18 protein-coding genes are annotated in these 20,571 nt (G+C 69.9%); 8 read left to right on the forward strand and 10 right to left on the reverse strand.

Annotation, left to right across the window (positions count from 1 at the left end; genetic code table 11):
• Positions 1-7 precede the first annotated feature (7 nt).
• Genes AC07Q9_RS26895 through AC07Q9_RS26910 form a run of 4 tightly spaced genes read right to left on the reverse strand, consistent with a single transcriptional unit; the run spans position 8 to position 2,365 of the window.
• Positions 8-391, reverse strand: a complete 384-nt coding sequence (locus AC07Q9_RS26895) for a PaaI family thioesterase (RefSeq protein WP_095743667.1) — start codon at positions 389-391, stop codon at positions 8-10.
• A 44-nt stretch (positions 392-435) separates the two neighbouring features.
• Positions 436-1,215, reverse strand: coding sequence for a class I SAM-dependent methyltransferase (locus AC07Q9_RS26900; RefSeq protein ID WP_495312408.1), 780 nt, complete (start codon positions 1,213-1,215; stop codon positions 436-438).
• Positions 1,212-1,763, reverse strand: a complete 552-nt coding sequence (locus AC07Q9_RS26905) for a GNAT family N-acetyltransferase (RefSeq protein ID WP_495312409.1) — start codon at positions 1,761-1,763, stop codon at positions 1,212-1,214. The genes AC07Q9_RS26900 and AC07Q9_RS26905 overlap by 4 nt, the downstream gene beginning before the upstream one ends.
• Positions 1,760-2,365 carry a helix-turn-helix domain-containing protein gene (locus AC07Q9_RS26910; protein ID WP_495312410.1) on the reverse strand — a complete coding sequence of 202 codons (606 nt, stop codon included), beginning with the start codon at positions 2,363-2,365 and terminating at the stop codon, positions 1,760-1,762. The genes AC07Q9_RS26905 and AC07Q9_RS26910 overlap by 4 nt, the downstream gene beginning before the upstream one ends.
• Before the next feature lie 159 nt (positions 2,366-2,524).
• Here AC07Q9_RS26910 and putA point away from each other — a divergent pair, with 159 nt between their 5' ends.
• The gene (putA, locus tag AC07Q9_RS26915; RefSeq protein ID WP_495312411.1) at positions 2,525-6,265 is read left to right on the forward strand and encodes a trifunctional transcriptional regulator/proline dehydrogenase/L-glutamate gamma-semialdehyde dehydrogenase; all 3,741 of its coding nucleotides are present in this window, start codon (positions 2,525-2,527) and stop codon (positions 6,263-6,265) included.
• Between the two features lie 6 nt (positions 6,266-6,271).
• On the opposite strand, the gene AC07Q9_RS26920 is transcribed toward putA, so the two are convergent.
• Entirely contained in the window at positions 6,272-6,664 is a 393-nt protein-coding gene (locus tag AC07Q9_RS26920; RefSeq protein WP_062481171.1) for a carboxymuconolactone decarboxylase family protein, read from the reverse strand.
• A 166-nt stretch (positions 6,665-6,830) separates the two neighbouring features.
• Between AC07Q9_RS26920 and AC07Q9_RS26925 the strand changes: the two genes are divergently transcribed.
• From AC07Q9_RS26925 to AC07Q9_RS26940, 4 genes are all read left to right on the forward strand, one after another.
• The gene (locus AC07Q9_RS26925; RefSeq protein WP_495312412.1) at positions 6,831-8,300 is read left to right on the forward strand and encodes a YadA family autotransporter adhesin; all 1,470 of its coding nucleotides are present in this window, start codon (positions 6,831-6,833) and stop codon (positions 8,298-8,300) included.
• A 53-nt stretch (positions 8,301-8,353) separates the two neighbouring features.
• Complete coding sequence (locus tag AC07Q9_RS26930) at positions 8,354-8,761, forward strand: outer membrane protein assembly factor BamE (RefSeq protein ID WP_495312413.1); 408 nt, start codon at positions 8,354-8,356, stop codon at positions 8,759-8,761.
• A 217-nt stretch (positions 8,762-8,978) separates the two neighbouring features.
• Complete coding sequence (locus AC07Q9_RS26935) at positions 8,979-10,118, forward strand: helix-turn-helix transcriptional regulator (protein ID WP_495312414.1); 1,140 nt, start codon at positions 8,979-8,981, stop codon at positions 10,116-10,118.
• A gap of 8 nt (positions 10,119-10,126) precedes the next feature.
• On the forward strand, positions 10,127-11,263 hold the full coding sequence (locus AC07Q9_RS26940; protein WP_495312415.1) for a helix-turn-helix transcriptional regulator: 1,137 nt from the start codon (positions 10,127-10,129) through the stop codon (positions 11,261-11,263).
• A 23-nt stretch (positions 11,264-11,286) separates the two neighbouring features.
• On the opposite strand, the gene AC07Q9_RS26945 is transcribed toward AC07Q9_RS26940, so the two are convergent.
• Positions 11,287-11,715, reverse strand: a complete 429-nt coding sequence (locus AC07Q9_RS26945) for a YbaN family protein (RefSeq protein WP_495312416.1) — start codon at positions 11,713-11,715, stop codon at positions 11,287-11,289.
• 118 nt (positions 11,716-11,833) lie between these two features.
• Here AC07Q9_RS26945 and AC07Q9_RS26950 point away from each other — a divergent pair, with 118 nt between their 5' ends.
• Positions 11,834-12,346, forward strand: coding sequence for a bacteriohemerythrin (locus AC07Q9_RS26950; RefSeq protein ID WP_095743662.1), 513 nt, complete (start codon positions 11,834-11,836; stop codon positions 12,344-12,346).
• A 9-nt stretch (positions 12,347-12,355) separates the two neighbouring features.
• On the opposite strand, the gene AC07Q9_RS26955 is transcribed toward AC07Q9_RS26950, so the two are convergent.
• From AC07Q9_RS26955 to AC07Q9_RS26970, 4 genes are all read right to left on the reverse strand, one after another.
• A complete protein-coding gene (locus AC07Q9_RS26955; protein ID WP_070060062.1) occupies positions 12,356-13,867 on the reverse strand; it encodes a tripartite tricarboxylate transporter permease in 1,512 nt (503 codons plus the stop codon).
• A gap of 33 nt (positions 13,868-13,900) precedes the next feature.
• A complete protein-coding gene (locus AC07Q9_RS26960; RefSeq protein ID WP_139705330.1) occupies positions 13,901-14,389 on the reverse strand; it encodes a tripartite tricarboxylate transporter TctB family protein in 489 nt (162 codons plus the stop codon).
• Between the two features lie 138 nt (positions 14,390-14,527).
• A complete protein-coding gene (locus AC07Q9_RS26965) occupies positions 14,528-15,901 on the reverse strand; it encodes a sensor histidine kinase (RefSeq protein WP_492679351.1) in 1,374 nt (457 codons plus the stop codon).
• Positions 15,898-16,581: a response regulator transcription factor gene (locus tag AC07Q9_RS26970; RefSeq protein ID WP_495312511.1), complete on the reverse strand. Its 684-nt coding sequence runs from the start codon at positions 16,579-16,581 to the stop codon at positions 15,898-15,900. The genes AC07Q9_RS26965 and AC07Q9_RS26970 overlap by 4 nt, the downstream gene beginning before the upstream one ends.
• A gap of 469 nt (positions 16,582-17,050) precedes the next feature.
• On the opposite strand from AC07Q9_RS26970, the gene AC07Q9_RS26975 reads away from it, so the two are divergent.
• Together AC07Q9_RS26975 and AC07Q9_RS26980 are read left to right on the forward strand one after the other, a co-directional pair.
• A complete protein-coding gene (locus AC07Q9_RS26975; RefSeq protein WP_495312417.1) occupies positions 17,051-19,558 on the forward strand; it encodes a type VI secretion system Vgr family protein in 2,508 nt (835 codons plus the stop codon).
• Between the two features lie 7 nt (positions 19,559-19,565).
• Complete coding sequence (locus tag AC07Q9_RS26980) at positions 19,566-20,567, forward strand: DUF4123 domain-containing protein (RefSeq protein WP_495312418.1); 1,002 nt, start codon at positions 19,566-19,568, stop codon at positions 20,565-20,567.
• Positions 20,568-20,571 lie beyond the last annotated feature (4 nt).

The following is a 20,571-nucleotide window of genomic DNA, read 5'->3' on the forward strand; positions in this document are numbered from 1 at the left end:
ACAGCGGTCAGCCCTCGGCGCGGCTGCGCCGGAAGATCGCGTAGTTGCCGTTCGCCATCCCCACGAGCACCTCGCCCACGTACAGCCGCGACTCCAGGTTGGCGACGGTGCGCCCGCGGTTGAGCAGCGTGGTCCTGCAGACGACCTGGCCTTCGAACACGGGCTTGAAGTAGTTCATCTTGATCTCGATGGTGGCGCAGATCTCGCCCGCCTCGAGCGTGGGGTACAGCGCCGTGCCCATGCCCGTGTCGGCCAGCGCATACAGCACGGCGCCGTGCACCACCTCGTGCGGGTTCAGGTGCTGCGGCGCGACCACCAGCGTCATGGTGCTGGCGCCCGCGGTGGCTTGCTCGCAGTGCAGGTCGATCAGTTCGGCGAAGGGATGTTTCATGGCGACGGGAAATGAAAGGACCCGCCGACTGTAGACCGCACGGCTCAGGGCCGCACGGCCGTGAGCCAGAACAGCGTCTGCCGCACCTCGAGTGCCTCGCCCTGCGCGATGCGCGCATGCAGCCGTTGCAGCGCCGCGCGGCAGGCGTCGATGCGAAAGCCGGGGCACACATACGGCACCTGCAGCAGGTACCAGGCGAAGGCGCCGATGTCGGCAAAGCGCAGGCGCTCCGCGCCCTCCTCGCCGTGCACCATGCGCAGCCCGGCCCGCGTCAGTTGCGCGGTGGCGGTGTCGAGCTGCCAGCGCGGCGGCGCGGACCACGGCAGGTCGAGCAGCGCGTGGAAGCCCGCGTTGAAGTCCGACGCGACCTGCTGCGTGAGGAAGTGCCCGTCCGGCGCGAGGATGCGTTGCACTTCGCGCGCCGCGAAGGACTCGTGGCGGTTGACGACGAGGTGGAACGACGCATCGGCGAACGGCAGTGGCGCTGGCACGTCGTCGTCCGCCTGCAGCGCGTTGTCCTCGGCGCCCTCGACCTCGACCACCTCGATGCCCAGCGGCGCCAGCCGCTCGCGTGCGATGCCGACGTTCGGCGCCCAGCCCTCGGTGGCGACGGTGCGCGCGGGCCGGTGCGGCAGGCGGCTCAGCCACTCGCCGCCGCCGGTGCCCATGTCGAGCAGGTCGGGCGAGCGGCGGGCCAGCCGATCGACGGCCTCCTCGAAGTGCCAGGGCGCGGGCGTGGTGACGATGCGGCCGTCGCACGACAGGTCCCAGCCGGTCAGCGGGCGCTGCGCGGCGTCGTGCAGCAGCTCTTCGAATGCGCTCATGCCGCGGTGGCGTCGTCGAGTGCGCGGTAGAAGTAGGTGGTGCCGCACGGCGTGCCGTCAGGCAGCAGCGCGTAGCCGGGGATGGTGCCCACGCGCAGCCAGCCGCAGCGGGTGTACAGCCGCTCGGCCTCGGGGCTGGAGGTGTCGAGCACGAGCAGGGTCTTGCCGTGGTCCCGTGCGCGCTGTTCGGCGCCCTTCATCAGCAGCGCGCCGAGGCCGAGCCGGCGTGCGCGGCGGTGCACCAGCATCTTCGCGACCTCGCCGCGGTGCGGCTGGTTCTCGGGCTGCGCCAGCACCAGCTGCACGGTGCCGACGATGCCCGCGTCGTCCTCGGCCACGAGCAGCTCGCGCTCGCCGCGCGCCACGCCGTCGGCCACGTGGCGCCAGAAGGCCCGCGCGCGCTCGGGCGTGAGCGGCTGCATGAAGCTCACCGAGGCGCCGCCCTCGACGCAGTCGATGAGCACGTCGGCCAGCGCGTTCAGCTCGGCCTCGGTCACGGAAGAAAGGGCGCGCAGGCGCGGGGCGGTGATGGCAGCAGTCATGGTCATTTCCGGTTGGATGCGTGAGAAGGCGCGCTGGTGATGACGACCGCGTAGCGCGCCGTCTCGCGGGTGGGGTTGAAGTAGCTCGTCGGCTGGTCGAGCACGAGCGCGAGGCAGTCGCCGGCCTCGAGCCGGTGCTGGGCGTCGCCGACCGCGAGTTCGATGCAGCCCTCGAGCACCCACACCTGCTGGTGGATGCGCGGCTCGCGCGCGCCGGTTTCGTAGGCCACGCGCGCGCCGGGCGGAAACAGCACCTCGACGATCTGGATCGGCGAGGCGTCGCCGACGGCCGAGACGTTGCGGCGCAGGTAGCCCGAATGCGGATCGCGCCATTCGAGCTGGTCGGCGCGGCGCGACACCGGGCTGGCGGTGGGCGCGTCGGACTCGAACAGCGAGGCCAGCGGCACGCCCAGGCCGGTCGCGAGTTTTTCGAGCAGCACGGCCGTCGGGCTGCTCTCGCCGCGCTCGATCAGAGAGATCATGGAGCGGCTGACGCCGCAGTGCGTGGCCAGGGCGTCGAGCGAGAGATCGCGCGCGGCGCGCAGGGCGCGCACGCGCTGGGCGATGCGGTCGTTGAGGCTGGGGGATGACGCTGACTCTTCTTTCATATTGGATGAAATATCCAATGAAATAGAAATTCAGTCAACCCCGGGCTGGAAGCGGGCCGTCTAGTCCGCAGAGACTTGCTCGTCGAAGTGACTGTTCTTTGGAGAAATATTCATGCCGTTCGCTGAAATCATCCAACACATCACCACCACCGACGCACCATGAGCGCCAACGATCCCGCCCCTCTGCCCTCGACCTTCGTCACCTTCGCCGACGGCCCGGCCGCGCCGTCCGCGCTGCGCACCCGCATCACGGCCGCCTGCCGGCCGCCCGAATCCGAGGCGCTTCAGCCGCTGCTCGCGCAAGCCCGGCTGCCGGCCGACCAGGCCGCCGAAGCCCACGCCCTGGCCCATCGCATCGCCCACCAGCTGCGCCAGCGCAAAAACGGCGGCGGTCGCTCCGGCCTGGTGCAGGGCCTGCTGCAGGAGTACGCGCTGTCGTCGCAGGAAGGCGTGGCGCTGATGTGCCTGGCCGAGGCGCTGCTGCGCATCCCCGACGCCGACACGCGCGACGCGCTCATCCGCGACAAGATCGCGCAGGGCCAGTGGCAGGCGCACGCGGGGCACAGCCCCTCGGTGTTCGTCAACGCCGCGACCTGGGGCCTGCTGCTCACGGGCAGGCTGGTGGCCACGCACAGCGAGACGGGCCTGTCGGCCACGCTCACGCGGCTGATCGGCAAGGGCGGCGAGCCGCTGATCCGCAAGGGCGTGGACATGGCGATGCGCATGATGGGCGAGCAGTTCGTCACCGGCGAAACCATCGCCCAGGCGCTGGCGCATGCGCGCACGCGCGAGGCGCAGGGCTTTCGCTATTCGTACGACATGCTCGGCGAGGCCGCGCTCACGGCCGACGACGCGCGCCGCTACCGCGCGGCCTACGAAGACGCGATCCACGCCATCGGCCGCGCCTCGAACGGGCGCGGCGTGTACGGCGGGCCGGGCATCTCGATCAAGCTGTCGGCGCTGCACCCGCGCTACAGCCGCGCGCAGTACACGCGCGTGATGGCCGAGCTGTACCCGGTGCTGCGCGACCTGGCGCTGCTGGCGCTGCACTACGACATCGGCCTGAACATCGACGCCGAAGAAGCCGACCGGCTCGAGCTCTCGCTCGACCTGCTGGAGCGCCTGTGCTTCGAGCCCGCGCTGGCGGGCTGGCAGGGCATCGGCTTCGTGGTGCAGGGCTACCAGAAGCGCTGCCCCTTCGTGATCGACTGGGTGATCGACCTCGCGCGCCGCAGCGGCCACCGGCTCATGGTGCGCCTCGTGAAGGGCGCCTACTGGGACAGCGAGATCAAACGCGCGCAGCTCGACGGGCTCGCGGGCTACCCGGTCTACACGCGCAAGGCCTACACCGACGTGTCGTACCTCGCGTGCGCGCGCCGCCTGCTCGATGCGCCCGACGCGGTGTACCCGCAGTTCGCCACGCACAACGCCCACACGTTGGCCGCGATCTACACGATGGCCGACCCGTCGCGCTACACGCCGGGCCAGTACGAATTCCAGTGCCTGCACGGCATGGGCGAGCCGCTGTACGAGCAGGTGGTGGGCCCGCTCGGGCGGCCCTGCCGCATCTACGCGCCGGTGGGCACGCACGAGACGCTGCTGGCCTACCTGGTGAGGCGGCTGCTGGAGAACGGCGCCAACACCTCGTTCGTGAACCGCATCGCCGATGCGTCGATTCCGCTCGACACGCTGGTGGAAGACCCGGTCGCGACCGTCGAGCGCATGGCCGCGCAGGAAGGCGCGATGGGCCTGCCGCACGCGGCCATTCCGCTGCCGGCCGCGCTCTACGGCGCGCAGCGCACCAACTCGCAGGGCCTGGACCTCGCGAGCGAAGCCACGCTGCATGCGCTCGCCGCCACGCTGCAGGCCAGCGCGAGCGAGCCCTGGCGCGCGACGCCGATGCTCGCCGCGCCACGCGCCGAAGACGAAGCCCGTCGCACCTGGGCCGAGGTGCGCAACCCCGCCGACCGCCGCGACCTCGTCGGCCAGGTGCAGGACGCGGTGCCGGGCGACGTGGCCTCGGCCATTGCGCAGGCCGAAGCCGTCGCCACCGCGTGGGCCGCCACGCCGCCCGCCGAACGCGCCGCCGCGCTCGAGCGCGCTGCCGCATCGCTCGAAGCGCAGCAGCCGCGCCTGCTCGGCCTCTTGATGCGCGAGGCCGGCAAGAGCGGCGCCAACGCCATCGCCGAGGTGCGCGAGGCGGTCGACTTCCTGCGCTACTACGCGGCGCAGGCGCGCACCGACTTCACCAACGCCACGCACCGCCCGCTCGGGCCGGTGGTGTGCATCAGCCCATGGAACTTTCCGCTCGCGATCTTCACCGGCCAGGTGGCCGCCGCGCTCGCGGCCGGCAACCCCGTGCTGGCCAAGCCGGCCGAGCAGACGCCTCTGGTCGCCGCCGAAGCGGTGCGCGTGCTGTGGGAGGCCGGCGTACCGCGCGCGGCGGTGCAGCTGCTGCCGGGGCGCGGCGAGACCGTCGGCGCCGCGCTGGTCGGCGACGCGCGCGTGCAGGGCGTGATGTTCACGGGTTCGACCGAGGTCGCGCGCCTGCTGCAGAAGACGCTGTCGACGCGCCTCGGTGCGCACGGCGCGCCGGTGCCGCTGATCGCCGAGACCGGCGGGCAGAACGCGATGATCGTCGACTCGTCCGCGCTCGTGGAGCAGGTGGTGGCCGACGTGATGGCCTCGGCCTTCGACAGCGCGGGCCAGCGCTGCTCGGCGCTGCGCGTGCTGTGCGTGCAGGAAGAAGCGGCCGACCGCCTCGTGGCGATGCTGCAGGGCGCGATGGCCGAGAGCTGCATCGGCAACCCCGCGCGGCTCGCGGTGGACGTGGGCCCCGTCATCGACGACGAGGCGCGCGACGGCATCGAGCGCCACATCGCCGGCATGCGCGGGCGCGGCCGGCGCGTGTTCCGCCAGGGCCGCGAGTTCGGCCACGACACGCGCCACGGCACCTTCGTGCTGCCCACGCTGGTCGAACTGGAACACCTGGGCGAGCTGCAGCGCGAGGTGTTCGGCCCCGTGCTGCACCTGCTGCGCTACCGCCGCCGCGACCTGGGCGCGCTCATCGGCCAGATCAACGGCAGCGGCTACGGCCTCACGCTGGGCGTGCACACGCGCATCGACGAGACCATTGCGCAGGTGGTGGCGCAGGCGCAGGCCGGCAACGTCTACGTGAACCGCAACATGGTCGGCGCCGTGGTGGGCGTGCAGCCCTTCGGCGGCGAAGGGCTGTCGGGCACCGGGCCGAAGGCCGGCGGGCCGCTGTACATGGCGCGCCTGCTGTCGGCGCGGCCCGACGACGTGCTGGCGCGCGCCGTGGCGGACGACGCACCCGTCTCACCATCGGCCGGCCTCGCGGCGCTCGAAGGCTGGGCGCGCGACACGGGCCGCGACGCCCTGGCCGCGCAATGCCGCCGCTTCGCCGGCCTCGCGCACGTCGGCCGCGCGCGCACGCTGGCCGGCCCGACCGGCGAGCGCAACGTCTACACGCTGCAGCCGCGCGAGGCCGTGCTGTGCCTCGCCGACGCGGAAGCCGACCGGCTCGTGCAGCTGGCGGCTGTGCTGTCGGTCGGCAGCACCGCCATCTGGCCGGCCGATGCGCCCGGCGCGCACGCGCTGCTGGCCGCGCTGCCCGACGAGGCACGCCACGCGGTCGTACTCGCCAACGACTGGCGCGCGCCCACCGTGGTCTTCGATGCCGTGCTGCACCACGGCGACGCCGGCCACCTCGCCGGCGTGCTGCAGCAGGTGGCGGCGCGGCCCGGCCCCCTCGTCGGCGTGCGCGGCTTCGCGCCCGGCGACGCCGGCATTCCGCTCGAAAGCCTGGTGCTGGAGCGCGCGCTGAGCGTCAACACCGCCGCGGCCGGCGGCAATGCGAGCCTGATGACGATCGGGTGAGCAGGCTTACTTATCGAACGCGGGATCGATCGGCACGCGGTAGCCGTTGACCAGCCGGTTCGTCTCGTTCGCCATGCCGACCACGGCCATCAGCTCGGCGAACATGGCCGGCGTCATGCCGGCCTTTTCCGCGCCCGCGTGGTGGCTCGCGATGCAATAGCCGCAGTTGTTGGTGACGCTCACCGCGAGGTAGATCATTTCCTTGACCACCGGGTCGAGCGCGCCCGGCGCCATCACCTCCTTGAGGCTGGCCCAGGTGCGCTTGAGCGTGGCCGGGTCGTTGGCCAGGTACTTCCAGAAGTTGTTGACGTCGGGCACGTTGCGCGACGCCTTGATGTCGTCGAACACCGCGCGGACCTCGTCGGAGGCGGCGGCGTGCTCGATGGGCTGGGGTTTCATGCGGGCTCCTGAAGTGTGAATGCGCGATGGAAAGCAACAATTGCTTTCGGGTCGTTCACATTTATTGTGAATTAGGTCCTAGGTTCACGCGCCCTGCGGTTCATACAGTCGAAGCGTCACACATCAAGCGCGCCATCAGGCGCCATCTCAGGGAGCAGAGAGAACCATGGAACACGTCATCCAGCACGTGGGAGGCGGTGCGCGCGTCGCATTCGTCCACAAGAAGAAAACCAGAGGCATCGCGGGCGCCGTGCTCGCACTGGCCGCCGGCCTTGCCGGCCCGTCGGCCTGGGCCGACGTGAACCTGGGCGGCGCCAGCTACACCACCGGCTCGGGCGCGGTCTGCAGCTCGGGCGGCGCCGGTCCCACGTGGGCCTGCCAGGTGCCCAACGGCAGCGGCGGCTTCGCGCTCATCACCGGTGTGCCGACCGACCCCGTGAACGGCGGCCCCGATGCCGCGGCCTTGCAAGGGATGGTGAGCGGCAACCTCGGCGGCGACGCATTGCTGCTCGGCGGCACGGCTGCCAAGGCCACCGGCTTCGGCAGCGTGGCGGCGGGCTCCGACGCACGCGCCACCGAAACCTACGCCACCGCCATCGGCTCCACCACCGTGGCCGCGGGCGTCAGCAGCACGGCCGTGGGCAACGTGGCCCAGGCCTTCGGCACCAACGCCACGGCCATCGGCGCCAACAGCACGGCCGTGGCCACCAGCAGCGTCGCAGTGGGCGACCGCGCCACCGCGAGCGACATCAATTCGACCGCGCTCGGCGCCAACACGCAGGCGCGCAAGAAGAGCAGCCTGGCGGCCGGCGACAAGGCGATTGCCGACGGCATCAACGCCGCCGCGCTGGGCGCGAACACGCAGGCGCTGGCCGACAGCGCCGTGGCCGTGGGCGACCGCGCCACCGCGGGCGCCGAGTCGGCCGTGGCCGTGGGCCGCCAGAGCACCGCATCGGCCGCCTCGGCCGTCGCCATCGGCACGGGCGCGACAGCGAGCGCCGTCAACGGTGTGGCGTTGGGGGCCGGCGCCACCGCCGACCGCGCGGGCATGGGCGGCCAGCAGGAGCGCTTCTCGAACGTCGCCGTGGGCTCCACGCAGGGCGCGGTCTCGGTCGGCAGCGCGGGCGGCGAACGGCAGATCACCAACGTGGCGGGCGGCACGCAGGCCACCGACGCGGTCAACGTGCGCCAGCTGCAGGCCGTGCAGGCCGGCGCGGTCAACTACGTGACCAACGTGGACGGCAGCGTGAACCACAACCAGATCGTGCTGGGCAACGGACAGGCGCCCAACGGCACCACGGTGTCCAACGTGGCGCCCGGCGTGGCCGGCACGGATGCGGTCAACGTCAACCAGCTCAACGCCCAGGGCGCGCAGTGGCGCGACGCCATCCGCCTGAACCAGCGCGACGCCAACGCCGGCACCGCCGGTGCGATGGCCATGGCCGGCATGCCGCAGGCCTACATGCCGGGCAAGAACATGATCGCGGCCGGCATCGCCGGCTACGAGGGCCAGAGCGCGCTCGCGGTCGGCTTCTCGAGCATCTCGGACAACGGCAAGTGGGTGATGAAGTTCACCGGCTCGGCCAACTCGCGCGGCAACGTCGGCGTCTCGGCCGGTGCGGGCTTCCAGTGGTGAGCCGCATGAATCACCGCACTGCCATCGCTCCAGGCCACAGGGATTCTTCTTTCATGACACGCACCTTTTTTCTGCCCATCGCCGCGCTGCTGGCATTGCTCTCGATCACCGGCTGCACCTCCTACGTGAGCCGCGGCATCGACAGCGACGGCAAGGCCGCCGAACTCGTCTGGCCCGGCGCCGACCAGCAGCAGACCTGGCAGACCGAAGGCAGCTTTCCGAACCGCGAGAACCTGCGCGCCATCGGCCCCGGCGCCACCAAGGACCAGCTGTACGCGCTGATCGGCCGCCCCCACTTCGACGAAGGCATGGCGGCCGTGCGCGAGTGGGACTACGTCTTTCACTTCCGCTCGGGTGGCGGCGCCACGAGCTGCCGCTACAAGGTAATCTTCGACACCGACTACAAGGCACGCAGCTTCCACTGGAACCCGGCGGTCTGCGCGGAGCTGGCGAAGGGCTGAGCCCCCGGCGGCGCAAGCCCTAGCGGAGACCGCATCCCAGGCGCATCATTCGTTTGCATGATGCGCGGCGCGCCAGGCGCGCCGACCATGCCGCTGGCACTGCGCGACGCAGGCGCCCCGGAACGATCCGACGCAGATCGCACGTCCCGGGTTCATGGGATGACGGACCCGCGCCTTTCGGATTCCATCCCTTGCAGGCTTGCACAGGGAGGATGACGTGATCGATGCGCTGGTTTCCGAGATCTATGCCGCCGCGAGCGGACGGGCCCACTGGTCGACCACCCTGGCCCATGTGGCGCGCTACCTCGACCTGTGGACCATCCAGATCATGGGCGTGGACAAGCGGCAGGGCCACCTGATGTTCAGCGTGCACGGCGGCTGTTCCACGCCGCAGACCGCGCTGGACTACTTCCGGCAGTACAACGCCCTCGATCCGCGCGTCGGCATGGCGCTGGCCACGCCCCCCGGCCAATGGCTGCACTGCCACGAGCACTTCGACGACCGCTACGTGGCGCACGACCCGTTCTACCAGGACTTCCTCATTCCCCACGGCGGCCGGTACGCCTCGGGCACGGTGCTCATCGACAACGACGAGGTCGTGTTCCTGCTGGCCATGATGCGCGGCCACGGCAGCCACCCGCTGCACAGCGGCGAGATGAAGGTCTTCGAGCAGTTCCGCTTCCACTTCGCCGAGGCCATGCACAACCTCGTGCATGTGCGCGAGGCCTACGCCGAGCTCGGCATGGCGCGCGAGCTGTTGAACCAGTTCGGCTACCCCATGCTGCTGGTCGACGAAACGCGCGGCATCCGCCATCGCAACAGCGCGGCGGCCAAGCTGTTGCGCGAAGGCCGGGTGGTCGCGGAGCGCGGCGGCTTCCTGGCGGGCCTGGGCAAGGGGGAGAACGAGGCGCTGACCGAAGCGATCTACGCGCTGCAGCTGTCCGAAGCCGAAACACCGCCCTCGCTGCGGCGCGGCGTGGTGCCGTTGAAAGGCGCCTCGGGCGAACCGTGGCTGGCCTTCGTGAGCGCCGTGCGGCCCGACCAGGCGATGGGCGCCTTCGGCCTCGGCGCCCGCGCGCTGGTCATCCTGCACGGCCCCGCGCAACGCGCGCAGGGGCTCGACCCGTTCATCCTCGCGGAGTGCTTCAAGCTCACGCCCGCCGAATCGCGCGTGGCGGCGCAGCTCGCGGGCGGCAGCAACATCAAGGAGATCGCGCAGCGCAGCGGCAAGGCGCTGGCCACGGTGCGCACCCAGGTCGCGCAGGTGATGCTCAAGGCCGACGTGAACCGCCAGTCGGACCTGGTGCGCGTGCTGCTGTCGCTGCCGGCGCGCACCTTCGCGCACGGGTCGCCCTGAGGCGCCGCATGCTCTCCGACCCGCTCATCTCCGACCTGTATGCTGCGGCGGCCGGCCGGCTCGACTGGCAGCAGCCGCTGTCCAGCCTCGCCGCGCAGCTGGACCTGTGGGCGGTCCAGGTCATCGGCGTGGACAAGCGCAGCGGCGCGCTGATCTTCAGCGGCGAAGGCGGCCCCGCGACGCCGCAGGCGGCGCTGGACTACATCCGCTTCTTCCATTCGATCAACCCGCGCATGGCACCCACCCTGGCCACCCCGGTCGGCCGGTGGATGCACTGCCACGAGCACTTCGATGCGCGGTACGTGGCCGCGAGCCCCTTCTATCAGGACTTCCTGATCCCGCACGGCGGTCGCTACCTGTCGGCCACGAAGATCCTCGACAGCGACGATGCGCTCTACCTGCTGGGCATCATGCGCGGCCACGGCAGCGCGCCCATCGGGCCCGCCGACCTGCCGGTGATCGACCAGGTCCGGCATCACCTGGGCGAGGCGCTGCGGAACGTGCAGCACATCCGCGCGGCCTTCGTCGAGCTGGGCGTGGCGCGGCACCTGCTCGACCAGTTCGCGCACCCGATGCTCCTGGTGGACGAGGCCCGGCGCATCCGGCACGTCAACCCGTTGGCACAGGCCTGGCTGAACAGCCAGGATGTGGTGAGCGAGCGCCACGGCTTCCTGCATTGCCATCACCCCGAGAACCAGGAGCGGCTCGCGCACGGCATCGACGCGATGCAGCTCGGCGGCAACGGCGGTGAAGCCAGGCGAGAGGCGGTGGTCCTGCGCCGCAGGGACGGCGCCCGCATCCTGGCCTTCGTCACGCGCATGGACGCCACGCAGACGATGGGCATGTTCGGCCAGCAGTCGTGCGCGCTGATCCTGCTGCACGCCCCGCAGGCCTCGAAGGCGCCGCTGGACGCCTTCATCGTCGCCGAGTGCTTCGGCCTGACGCCGGCCGAGGCCAAGGTCGCGGTGCAGATCGCCTCGGGGTTCGCGCTCAAGGAAATCGCGCAGCGCAGCCGCATCGCGCTGCCGACCGTGCGATCGCACCTGCAACGGGCAATGGAGAAGACGGGCACCACGCGGCAGGCCGAACTGGTGAGTGCGCTGCTGACGTTGCCGCTGGCGCGCAGCGCCCCCGTCGGCCGATAGCGGCGCGCCGGATCAGCCCCGGATCAGCCCTGCGGCTCCGGCCGCCGCCACAGCCACGCCAGCACGACCGCCATCGAGCCGATGGCCACGCCCGCGAGCCACGGCTTGTGCGCGGTGAACCCGATGACGACCGCGCAGAACGCCATCGCCGCGGTGGCGCTCCACTTGGCGCGGCGGCTCACGGTGCGGCCGTTTTCCCAGTTGCGCAGCAGTGGACCGAAGAGCCGGTGGTTGAGCAGCCAGCGGTGCAGCCGCGGCGAGCTGCGCGCCGCAGCCCAGGCGGCCATCAGCACGAAGACCGTGGTCGGCATGCCCGGCGCGACCACACCGATGGCGGCCAGCACCAGGCACAGCACGGCAAAGACCATCAGCAGCCAGCGCACGACCACCGGCAACGGCCGGGGCTCCACGGCAGCGGGCGGGTTCTGTGGGGGATCTTCGGCGGGCGTCACGGGCCGATTGTCTTTCTTTCTCTTTCACCGCACCGACGCGCTTGATTCAGATCAACCGCGCGCCGCTTTCGGCTGCCGATACTGGACTTTTACATCCACCTGCAAAGTTCTGAAGACCATGGCCCACCTTGTATGGAAGACCGAGCTCAATACGGGGATCCATGAGATCGACACGCAGCACCAGCGCATCGTGCAGTACATCAATGCGCTGGACGACGCCCGGCGCACCAACGACCGCCAGGTCGTGGGCCGGATCATCGAGGAGACCATCGACTACACCGCCTCGCACTTCGCGTTCGAGGAGGCCATGATCGAGGACGCGGGCTACCCCTTCACCGGCCCGCACCGGAAGGTGCACGAGATCTTCGTGCGCCGCGTCACCGAATTCCGCACGCGCTTCGAGCACGGCGAAGAGGTGCTGGCCGAACTGCACGACATGCTCTCGCGCTGGCTGTTCAACCACATCCGCCATGAAGACGGCGCGTACGTGCCGACTGTGAAGGCGCACCTGCACACCACCGATTCATCGGCCGAAGTCCTCGTGCATGCGCAGGTGCGCAAGGCGGTGCAGCAAGGCGGCGCCGCGGGGCAGGTCAAGATGGGATGGATGCGGCGCCTGTTCGGCGGGTGACGCGCCGCGTCACTCCTCGACGAAAGCCTCTTCGCGCTTGGCCTTCACCGAAGGCAGCAGCACCACGATGAGCAGCAGCGCCGCGGCAGCCAGCAGCCCCGCCGACAGCGGGCGCATGACGAACACGCTCCAGTCGCCGCGCGACAGCAGCAGGGCGCGGCGCAGGTTCTCTTCCATCATCGGCCCGAGGATGAAGCCCAGCAGCAGCGGCGCGGGCTCGCACTTGAGCTTGAGGAACAGGTAGCCCACGATGCCGAAGATGGCGACCATCCACACGTCGAAGGTGTTGTTGTTCTCCGAGTACACGCCCACCGCGCAGAACAGCACGATCGACGGAAAGAGCCACTTGTAGGGAATGGTCAGCAGCTTGATCCAGATGCCGATCATCGGCAGGTTCAGCACGATGAGCATCAGGTTGCCGATCCACATCGAGGCGATCAGGCCCCAGAAGAGTTCGGGGTTGCTGGTCATCACCTGCGGACCCGGCTGGATGTTGTGGATGGTCATCGCGCCCACCATCAGCGCCATCACGGCGTTGGGCGGGATGCCCAGCGTCAGCAGCGGAATGAACGAGGTCTGCGCGCCGGCGTTGTTGGCCGACTCCGGTCCCGCCACGCCGCGGATGTTGCCCTTGCCGAAGGGCACCTCGCCCTGCTTGAGCTTGATGCGCTTCTCGATCGTGTAGGCCGCGAAGGCCGACAGCAGCGCGCCGCCGCCCGGCAGGATGCCCAGCGCCGAGCCCAGCGCCGTGCCGCGCAGCACGGCGGGCGTCATGCGCCGGAAGTCTTCCTTGGTGGGCCACAGGCCCTTGACCTTGGCGGTGAACACCTCGCGCTCATGTTCGGGCACGGCCAGGTTGGCGATGATCTCGCCGTAGCCGAACACGCCCATCGCGATCGCGATGAAGCCGATGCCGTCGGTGAGTTCAGGGATGTCGAAGCTGTAGCGCGCCACGCCCGAGTTGACGTCGGTGCCCACGAGGCCCAGCGCCAGACCGAGCAGGATCATCGTGATGGCCTTGAGCAGCGAGCCCGAGGCCAGCACCACGGCGCCGATCAGGCCCAGGATCATCAGCGAGAAGTATTCGGCCGGGCCGAACTTGAAGGCCAGCTCCGTCAGCGGCGGCGCGAAGGCCGCAAGGATCAGCGTGCCGACGCAGCCTGCGAAGAACGAGCCCAAGCCCGCCGCAGCGAGCGCTGGTCCGGCCCTCCCCTTGCGCGCCATCTGGTAGCCATCGATCACGGTCACCACCGACGACGATTCACCTGGCAGGTTGACCAGAATGGCGGTGGTCGAGCCGCCGTACTGCGCGCCGTAGTAGATGCCGGCCAGCATGATGAGCGCCGACACGGGCGGCAGCGCGTAGGTGGCGGGCAGCAGCATCGCGATGGTGGCGACGGGGCCGATGCCCGGCAGCACGCCGATCAGCGTGCCCAGCAGGCAGCCGACGAAGGCATAGACAAGGTTCTGCGCGGTGAAGGCCACGCCGAAGCCGATCGAGAGGTTGGTAATCAGGTCCATTGTTCTCTTGGATTTCTTGTTGTTCTGCGCGGGTCAGCCGGCGATGAAGGTGGGCCACACCTGGAACTGCAGCTTCAGCGCCACCACGAAGGCCAGGTAGCTGCCGAGCGCGAGCACGGTCGCCAGCAGGGTCACGCCCTTCCAGCCGAAGCTGTCGCCCGCCAGGCTCGCGATGAAGGTCAGCGCATAGATCGCGACGATGAGCCCCATCGACGGCAGGCCGATGCTCGGCAGGCCCCCGAGCAGCACGCCGAAGATCAGGTTGGCGCCGATGATGAACAGCAGCGGCTTCCATGCGATGCGGCCCACGGGCTCGCCGTCGTCGGTCTCGACCGTGAGGGCCTTGAACGTGATCAGCACGCCCATGAAGGCGATGAGGATGCCCACGATGAGCGGAAAGTAGCCGGGGCCCATGCGGGCGCCGGTGCCCACGTTGTAGGTCGTGGCGCCCCATGCGAAGGCCACGCCGAAGGCGCTGAAAAGCACGCCCGAGCAGAAGTCTCTCTGACTCTTGATTCTCACCGTTGATGTCTCCTGGAACTGCGTTGATCGGCACACGATGTGCGTCAGCGATCCTAGGAATTCAGCGCGGCGGTGTGTATGAACAAAGCATTGCCATTCGGCAATGTTCGAGGCGCGAGGAGACGAAGAAGGCGCCGCTCAGGCGTCCGCCGTCGGCAGGTCGATGCAGGCGCGCAGGCCCGGTCGGGCATCGCCGAACTGCAGGCGCCCGCCGTGCAGCGCCACCACCGCCTGCACGCTCGCGAGCCCCAGGCCGTGACCCGGCGTGCTGTGGTCCAGCCGATGGAAGCGCACGCCCAGTCGCTCGTACTCGGCGCTCGGAATGCCAGGACCGTCGTCCTGCACGAACAGCTGCGCACGCCCGTCGACCGTGTGCGTGCCGATGCGCACCGTGGCGCCGGCCCCGCCGTACTTCAGCGCGTTGTCGAGCAGGTTGGCCGCCGCGCCCGCGAGCAGGTCGCGGTCGCCCAGCGCGATGGCGCGGTCGGCCGGCTCGCGCAGCAGCGCGATGCCCCGCACCTCGGCCACCGCCTCGTACAGCTCCGCCACGTCGTCGGCGATGACGTGCAGCGCCACCGGCGCGAACTGCTGGCGCCGCGCACCGGCCTCGACCTCGGCGATCTGCAGCAGCTTCTCGAACATCACCGCCAGCTCCTCGAGTTCGCGGATGGCCGTGGCCACGGGCTCGCGCTGCGGATGGTGGGCGTCGCCGAGCCCCGCCTCCACCGCGCGCAGGCGCACCAGCACGCGCGTGAGCGGCGTGCGCAGGTCGTGCGCGATGGTGTTGGACACATGGCGCACGCCGTCCATCAGCGACTGGATGCGGTCGAGCATCGCGTTGATGTCGCCCTCCAGCAGCGCGAACTCGTCCTCCTGGCCCGAAGGCGCCACGCGCTCCTGCAGCTCGCCCGCCGCGATGCGCGCGGCCGTGCGCCGCACCGCGCCCACGCTGCGCTCCAGCTCCTGGCGGAAGACGAAGGTGCCGCCGATGAGCAGCAGCACCGCCACGATGCCCGCCGCCGCGCTGGCGCTCGCCACCAATGATTCGATCGACTCCTGGTCGCGCAGGTCGTGCCCCACCACGAGCATGCCGCCGTCGGGCAGCGGGCGCATCACGAGGTAGGCGATGACGGTCTGGCCCGCGCGCACCACGCGGCGGTGCACGCCGTCGCCCGCGTCGGGCGCCAGCGAGGGCATCTGGTCGAGGTTGCCCGCGCGCTTGTTTCCGTCGCGGTCGGTGAGCAGGTAGATCTCGTTGTCGGAGTTGCGGCCGTCGGAAAGCGCATGGGCGATCTCGCCCGCCACGCCCTCGGCGCCGCGCGCTTCGTAGCGCACCACCAGTTGCTGCACGCTGGCGGCCACCTGCCGCACCATGCGTTGCTGCAGCACGCCGACGGTCTGCATGTAGACGATGGCCAGCGCGGCCAGCATCGTGATGGCCACGAGCAGGCCGTAGTAGAAGGCGAGCCGGAAGCCGACCGAGCGCCACAGCTGGCGCAGGGCCCGGGTCATTGCGGCGCGGCCAGCGTGTAGCCCACGCCGCGCACGGTGTGGATCAGCGTCGGCGCGCCGCCCGCATCGAGCTTGCCGCGCAGGCGGCTCACCTGCACGTCGATCACGTTGGTCTGCGGGTCGAACTGGTAGTCCCACACGGCCTCGAGCAGCATGGTGCGCGTGACCACCTGGCCCGGATGCATCATGAGGTAGGCCAGCAGCCTGAACTCGCGCGGCTGCAGCGCGATGGGCCGGCCGCCGCGCTCCACGTGGCGGCGCGCCAGGTCGAGCGTGAGGTCGGCCAGCTGCAGCGTGCGGATCTCGGGCCCGCTGCGCGAGCGGCGCACCAGCGCTTCGGCGCGCGCCGCGAGTTCGGAGAAGGCAAAGGGCTTGGCCAGGTAGTCGTCGCCGCCGGCCTTGAGCCCGCGCACGCGCTCGTCGAGCGCGTTCAATGCGCTGAGCACCAGCACCGGCGTCTTCTTGCCGAGCGCGCGCATCGTGGTGAGGATCGACAGGCCGTCCACGTCGTTGGGCAGCATGCGGTCGAGGATGACGAGGTCCCACGTCTCGCCCGTGGCGCGCGCGAACGCATCCGCACCGTCGCGGCTGATCACCGCCACATGGCCGAGCGAGCGGAAGCCTTCGGCGATGTAGCGCGCGTTGTCGGCATCGTCCTCGACGATGAGGCAGTGCCAGATGACGGTGGGGCCGAGCACGTCAGTCGGTGCGGCCACGGCAAGAAATACCCATGGATGGCGGTGCGGTTGTGCTCACGTTGCGCCCCCTGGGATGCGGGGGCCTGCAACGCAAATGCTAGCCCAGGTGGAAGCGGGAAAGGCTTGCGCTTCATTACCGTTTGTCCATGAAGCGGCGCGTTGCGATGCAGCCCGGCACACCTTGCAATCTCGCGAAATCTTGCAGGCGATCAACACTTTTTCATTAGAAAAAGAAGCGCCATTGCAATGCCGGGAAATGTTTCGATACGACAGGTACACATCGCTTCAACAAGCGGCAATTGTGACCAATGTGCACGTGTACGATTGCATTTGTGCACGCAGATCCTGCGGCACGGGGAGGACATCACAAAGCCGCACGCCATTGCCTGGCAGGGCGGGAGCCTGATCGGGCCGAGGTTGTCCATGAACGTGATCAACGCCGGACAACACCATGGGCAGCGTCGCCAATGTCTTCTCGTCTCCGTACAGCCAGGGGCAACGTCTACTCAGGCTGAGCTTCCCCCACGACGATGTGCCGGGCGCCACCGATGCCTACGGCCGCAGCAGCACCCCCACGATCGTCATCGAGCGCCTGGAAGCCGAAGAGGGCCTGTCCCGCGACTTCAAGTACACGCTGACCCTTCTGGCCGACAGCGCGGGCATCGCCCTCAAGGACATGCTGGGCAAGCTGCTGGCCGTGTCGCTGGTGCGCCCCGATGGCTCGCTGCGCTGGTTCACCGGCCATGTCTTCGAGTTCGAACTGGCCGGCTCGGACGCCGGCGTTGCCACCTACCGGGCCGTGCTGCGCCCCTGGCTGTGGTTCACCACGCTGCGCATCAACAACCGGGTGTTTCGTGACCACAGCCTGCGGCAGATCACGGCCACGGTGCTCGAGGACCACAGCCCCCTGCCCCGCTGGGAATGGTGCGTGCGCGGCGACGATCCGCTCGTCACCATGGCCGTGCAAGGCGCCGGCTGGGGCGAGAGCGACCACAGTTACCTTCATCGCCGCTGGGAGCAGGCCGGCTACAGCTACCACTGGGAGCACGCCCGGGACGGCCACACCCTGGTCCTCACCGACGACACCACCACGCAGTGCAAGCCTGTCGACGCAAGCTCTCCCCGCGTGCGCTTCCAGGCGAAGGGCGGGCCGGCCGAGGAAGAAGGCATCCAGGCCTTCTCCCCCGTGCGCGAGATCGCCTCCGGCACGTTTTCGGCCAGCGCCTTCAACTTCAAGAGTCCCACGCCTCGCCACGCCCAGGTGCCCACGCTCAACCGCCAGGGAGAGGTCCCCAGCCTGGACGTGCACGCCTACGCCGGGGCCTACGGCTTCCGCAAGGAAAACACGGGTGGCGATGCCTTCGTGCGCCTGCGCATGGAAGAGATCGAGGCCGGGGCCAAGCGCCAGGAGGCCGAAGGCAACCACCACGGCATCCAGTCCGGGCGCTGGTTCGAGCTCACCGACCACTTCAGCTGCGAGGGCAGCCCGGTCGAAGACAACCAGTACCTGGTCGTCGAAGCCCGGCATGTGGCCGCCAACAACTACCTCCAGACGGACAGCAAGTCCGAGTACCGCAACAGCTTCGTGGCCAGCCGGCGCGCGGTCCCCTGGCGGCCCGGCCTGGGCTTGAACAGCCAGCCGCTGCGCGTGCTGGCCCCGCAGACCGCCACCGTGGTGGGCGACGGCGGCATGGGCGCGCTGGACATCGACGAGTACGGCCGCATCCTGATCCAGTACCACTGGGACCGCGAAGCCAGGTACAGCGCCCGGGTGCGGGTGTCCAGCGGTTGGGCCGGGGGCGAGACGGGCATGGTCTCCTGGCCCCGGGTGGGCTCGGAGGTCATCGTGCAGTGCCTGGACGGCAACGCGGACCATCCCCTGGTCACCGGCGTGGTCTACAACGAGGCCCACATGCCGCCGTGGACCGTGCCCAGCCAGAAGAGCCTGACGGGCATCCGCAGCCGCGAGCTGCAGGGCGACGGGGGCAATCAGCCGGGAGGCAGAAGCAATCACCTGATCCTGGACGACACCGACAAGCAGATCCAGGCCAAGCTGCGCAGCGACGAGCAAGCCAGCGAACTGAGCCTGGGGCATATCGTGCGCATCGACAGCACCCTGGGGCGCAAGCACCAGGGGGGACAAGGGGCGGAGCTGAGAACGGACGGACATGGCGCCATCCGGGCCGCCAGCGGTCTGCTCCTCACGACGGAGGCCCGGCCCAACGCGGACGCCCACCTGACGGACATGGGCGAGACCGTGGCCCGGCTCACGGCCGCCAGGGACCTGCACGAGGGCCTGAGCGAGGCGGCGATGCAGGCCAAGGCGCACGAGGGCGGGGACTCGGACGCGGTCACCAAGGAACTGAAGAAGCAGAACGACGAGGTCAAGGGCACCGGCCCGGGCAACAAGGCGCAAGGCCAGTTCCCGGAGTTCCAGGCTCCGCATCTGACGATCGCCAGCCCGGCGGGCATCGAGGCCACCACGGCGGGCTCCACGCACATCGCGGCCACCGAACACATCGCCACCACGAGCGCAGGCCACACGAGCGTCGCGGCAGGCAAGAGCCTGCTGGTGAGCGCCAAGGAGGCGGTACGCATCGCGGCCGTCGAACAGGGGATGCGGCTGATCGCCGCCAACGCGGACATCGACCTCCAGGCGCTGAAGGACAGCATCAACGTGCTGGCCAGGCTGAACATCAAGATGGAGGCCCAACGCATCACGATCACCGCCAAGGAAGAGATCGTGATCAATGGCGGGACCAGCTATACGCGTTGGAACGCCTCGGGCATCGTGAGCGGGACCAGCGGCGTGTGGCGTGAACATGCGGCAAGCCACTCGCTTGTCGGCCCCCACAGCGTGAATGCCGAGGGCCATCTTCCCGAGTCCAGGTACAAGGGGTGCGCCGTTGCAGCGCAAGGTGCGTCGGCCTCGCAGGCGGCCACCGTGATCCTGGGTTGAGGTGCCGATGACATCCAAGACGGCGACCTCGCCTGCCCACGCCGATGCCCTGGACCGGGCGTCGGTTCTGTCGACCCTGGGCGCGCAGGGATGCATGGTCCTGCTGGACCCCGCGCTGCGCCCCCCCGCCGAAGACCCATCCTGGCCGGCGGACGATGCGCAGGCGCCTGTCTCCATTGCCATGGCGCATCCGCGGATCGATCCCAGTGTCGTGCCGCAACTGCTGACGCTGCGCCCGAACGACGAATCGCATGCCCGGATGCTGGCGTACACGCTGGATGAGGCGCAGGCCGATTGCGACCGCGAGTCGCTGAGCCACGGCCGCGGACGACGGATCGGCGCCTGGCTGGTCACCCCGGCCCCTGCGTCGGAAGTGGGTGCCCATCTGGGGCGGGCCATGCTCCAGCGACACGCGCTCACCCACGCGCAGGTCTGGCTTCGGCTGCACGACCCTGCCGTGCTGTGGCTGCTCTGGCCCGAACTGTCCGCACAGCAGCAGACGGCGTTGCTGGGGCCGATCGAGGCGGCATACCTGCTGGACCCGCTCGGCCAGATCGAGATGATTCGCCGCCCTGCCGCGGCAGCCTCGGCCCACGGGCTCGAACTGACGCCGCAGCAATGGACCACCGTCGACGCGACCAGCGCGGCCAATCAGGCGTTGAGGGACTGGTCGTCCATGCCTGCCGACACCTCGATCCGCCTGCATGCGCAGGTGGCCGTGGCGGCGGTGAAGCGCGCCGCACTGCGGGGTTTCGACGACACGAACGACCAGGCGCTCTTTGCACGGCTCGCCTTGACGGTTCACCCCCGCTTCGACCGCCACCCGTGGGTGACCCAGCGGCTCGACGAGCGAGCGCCGGAAGACTATTTCAGCGGCCTGGTGGCCGACCTCGACGAAGCGCAGTGGCAGCAGATCGCGACCGATCTCCGCGTGAACGCGGTACCGGTCGGCGACGAGCCTGAACATCTGGCCGCAACGCCATGGCGGGCCCCCACTTCAACCCATTGATCAC

It is taken from the genome of Variovorax sp. GW821-FHT09A10 (genome assembly GCF_059418385.1).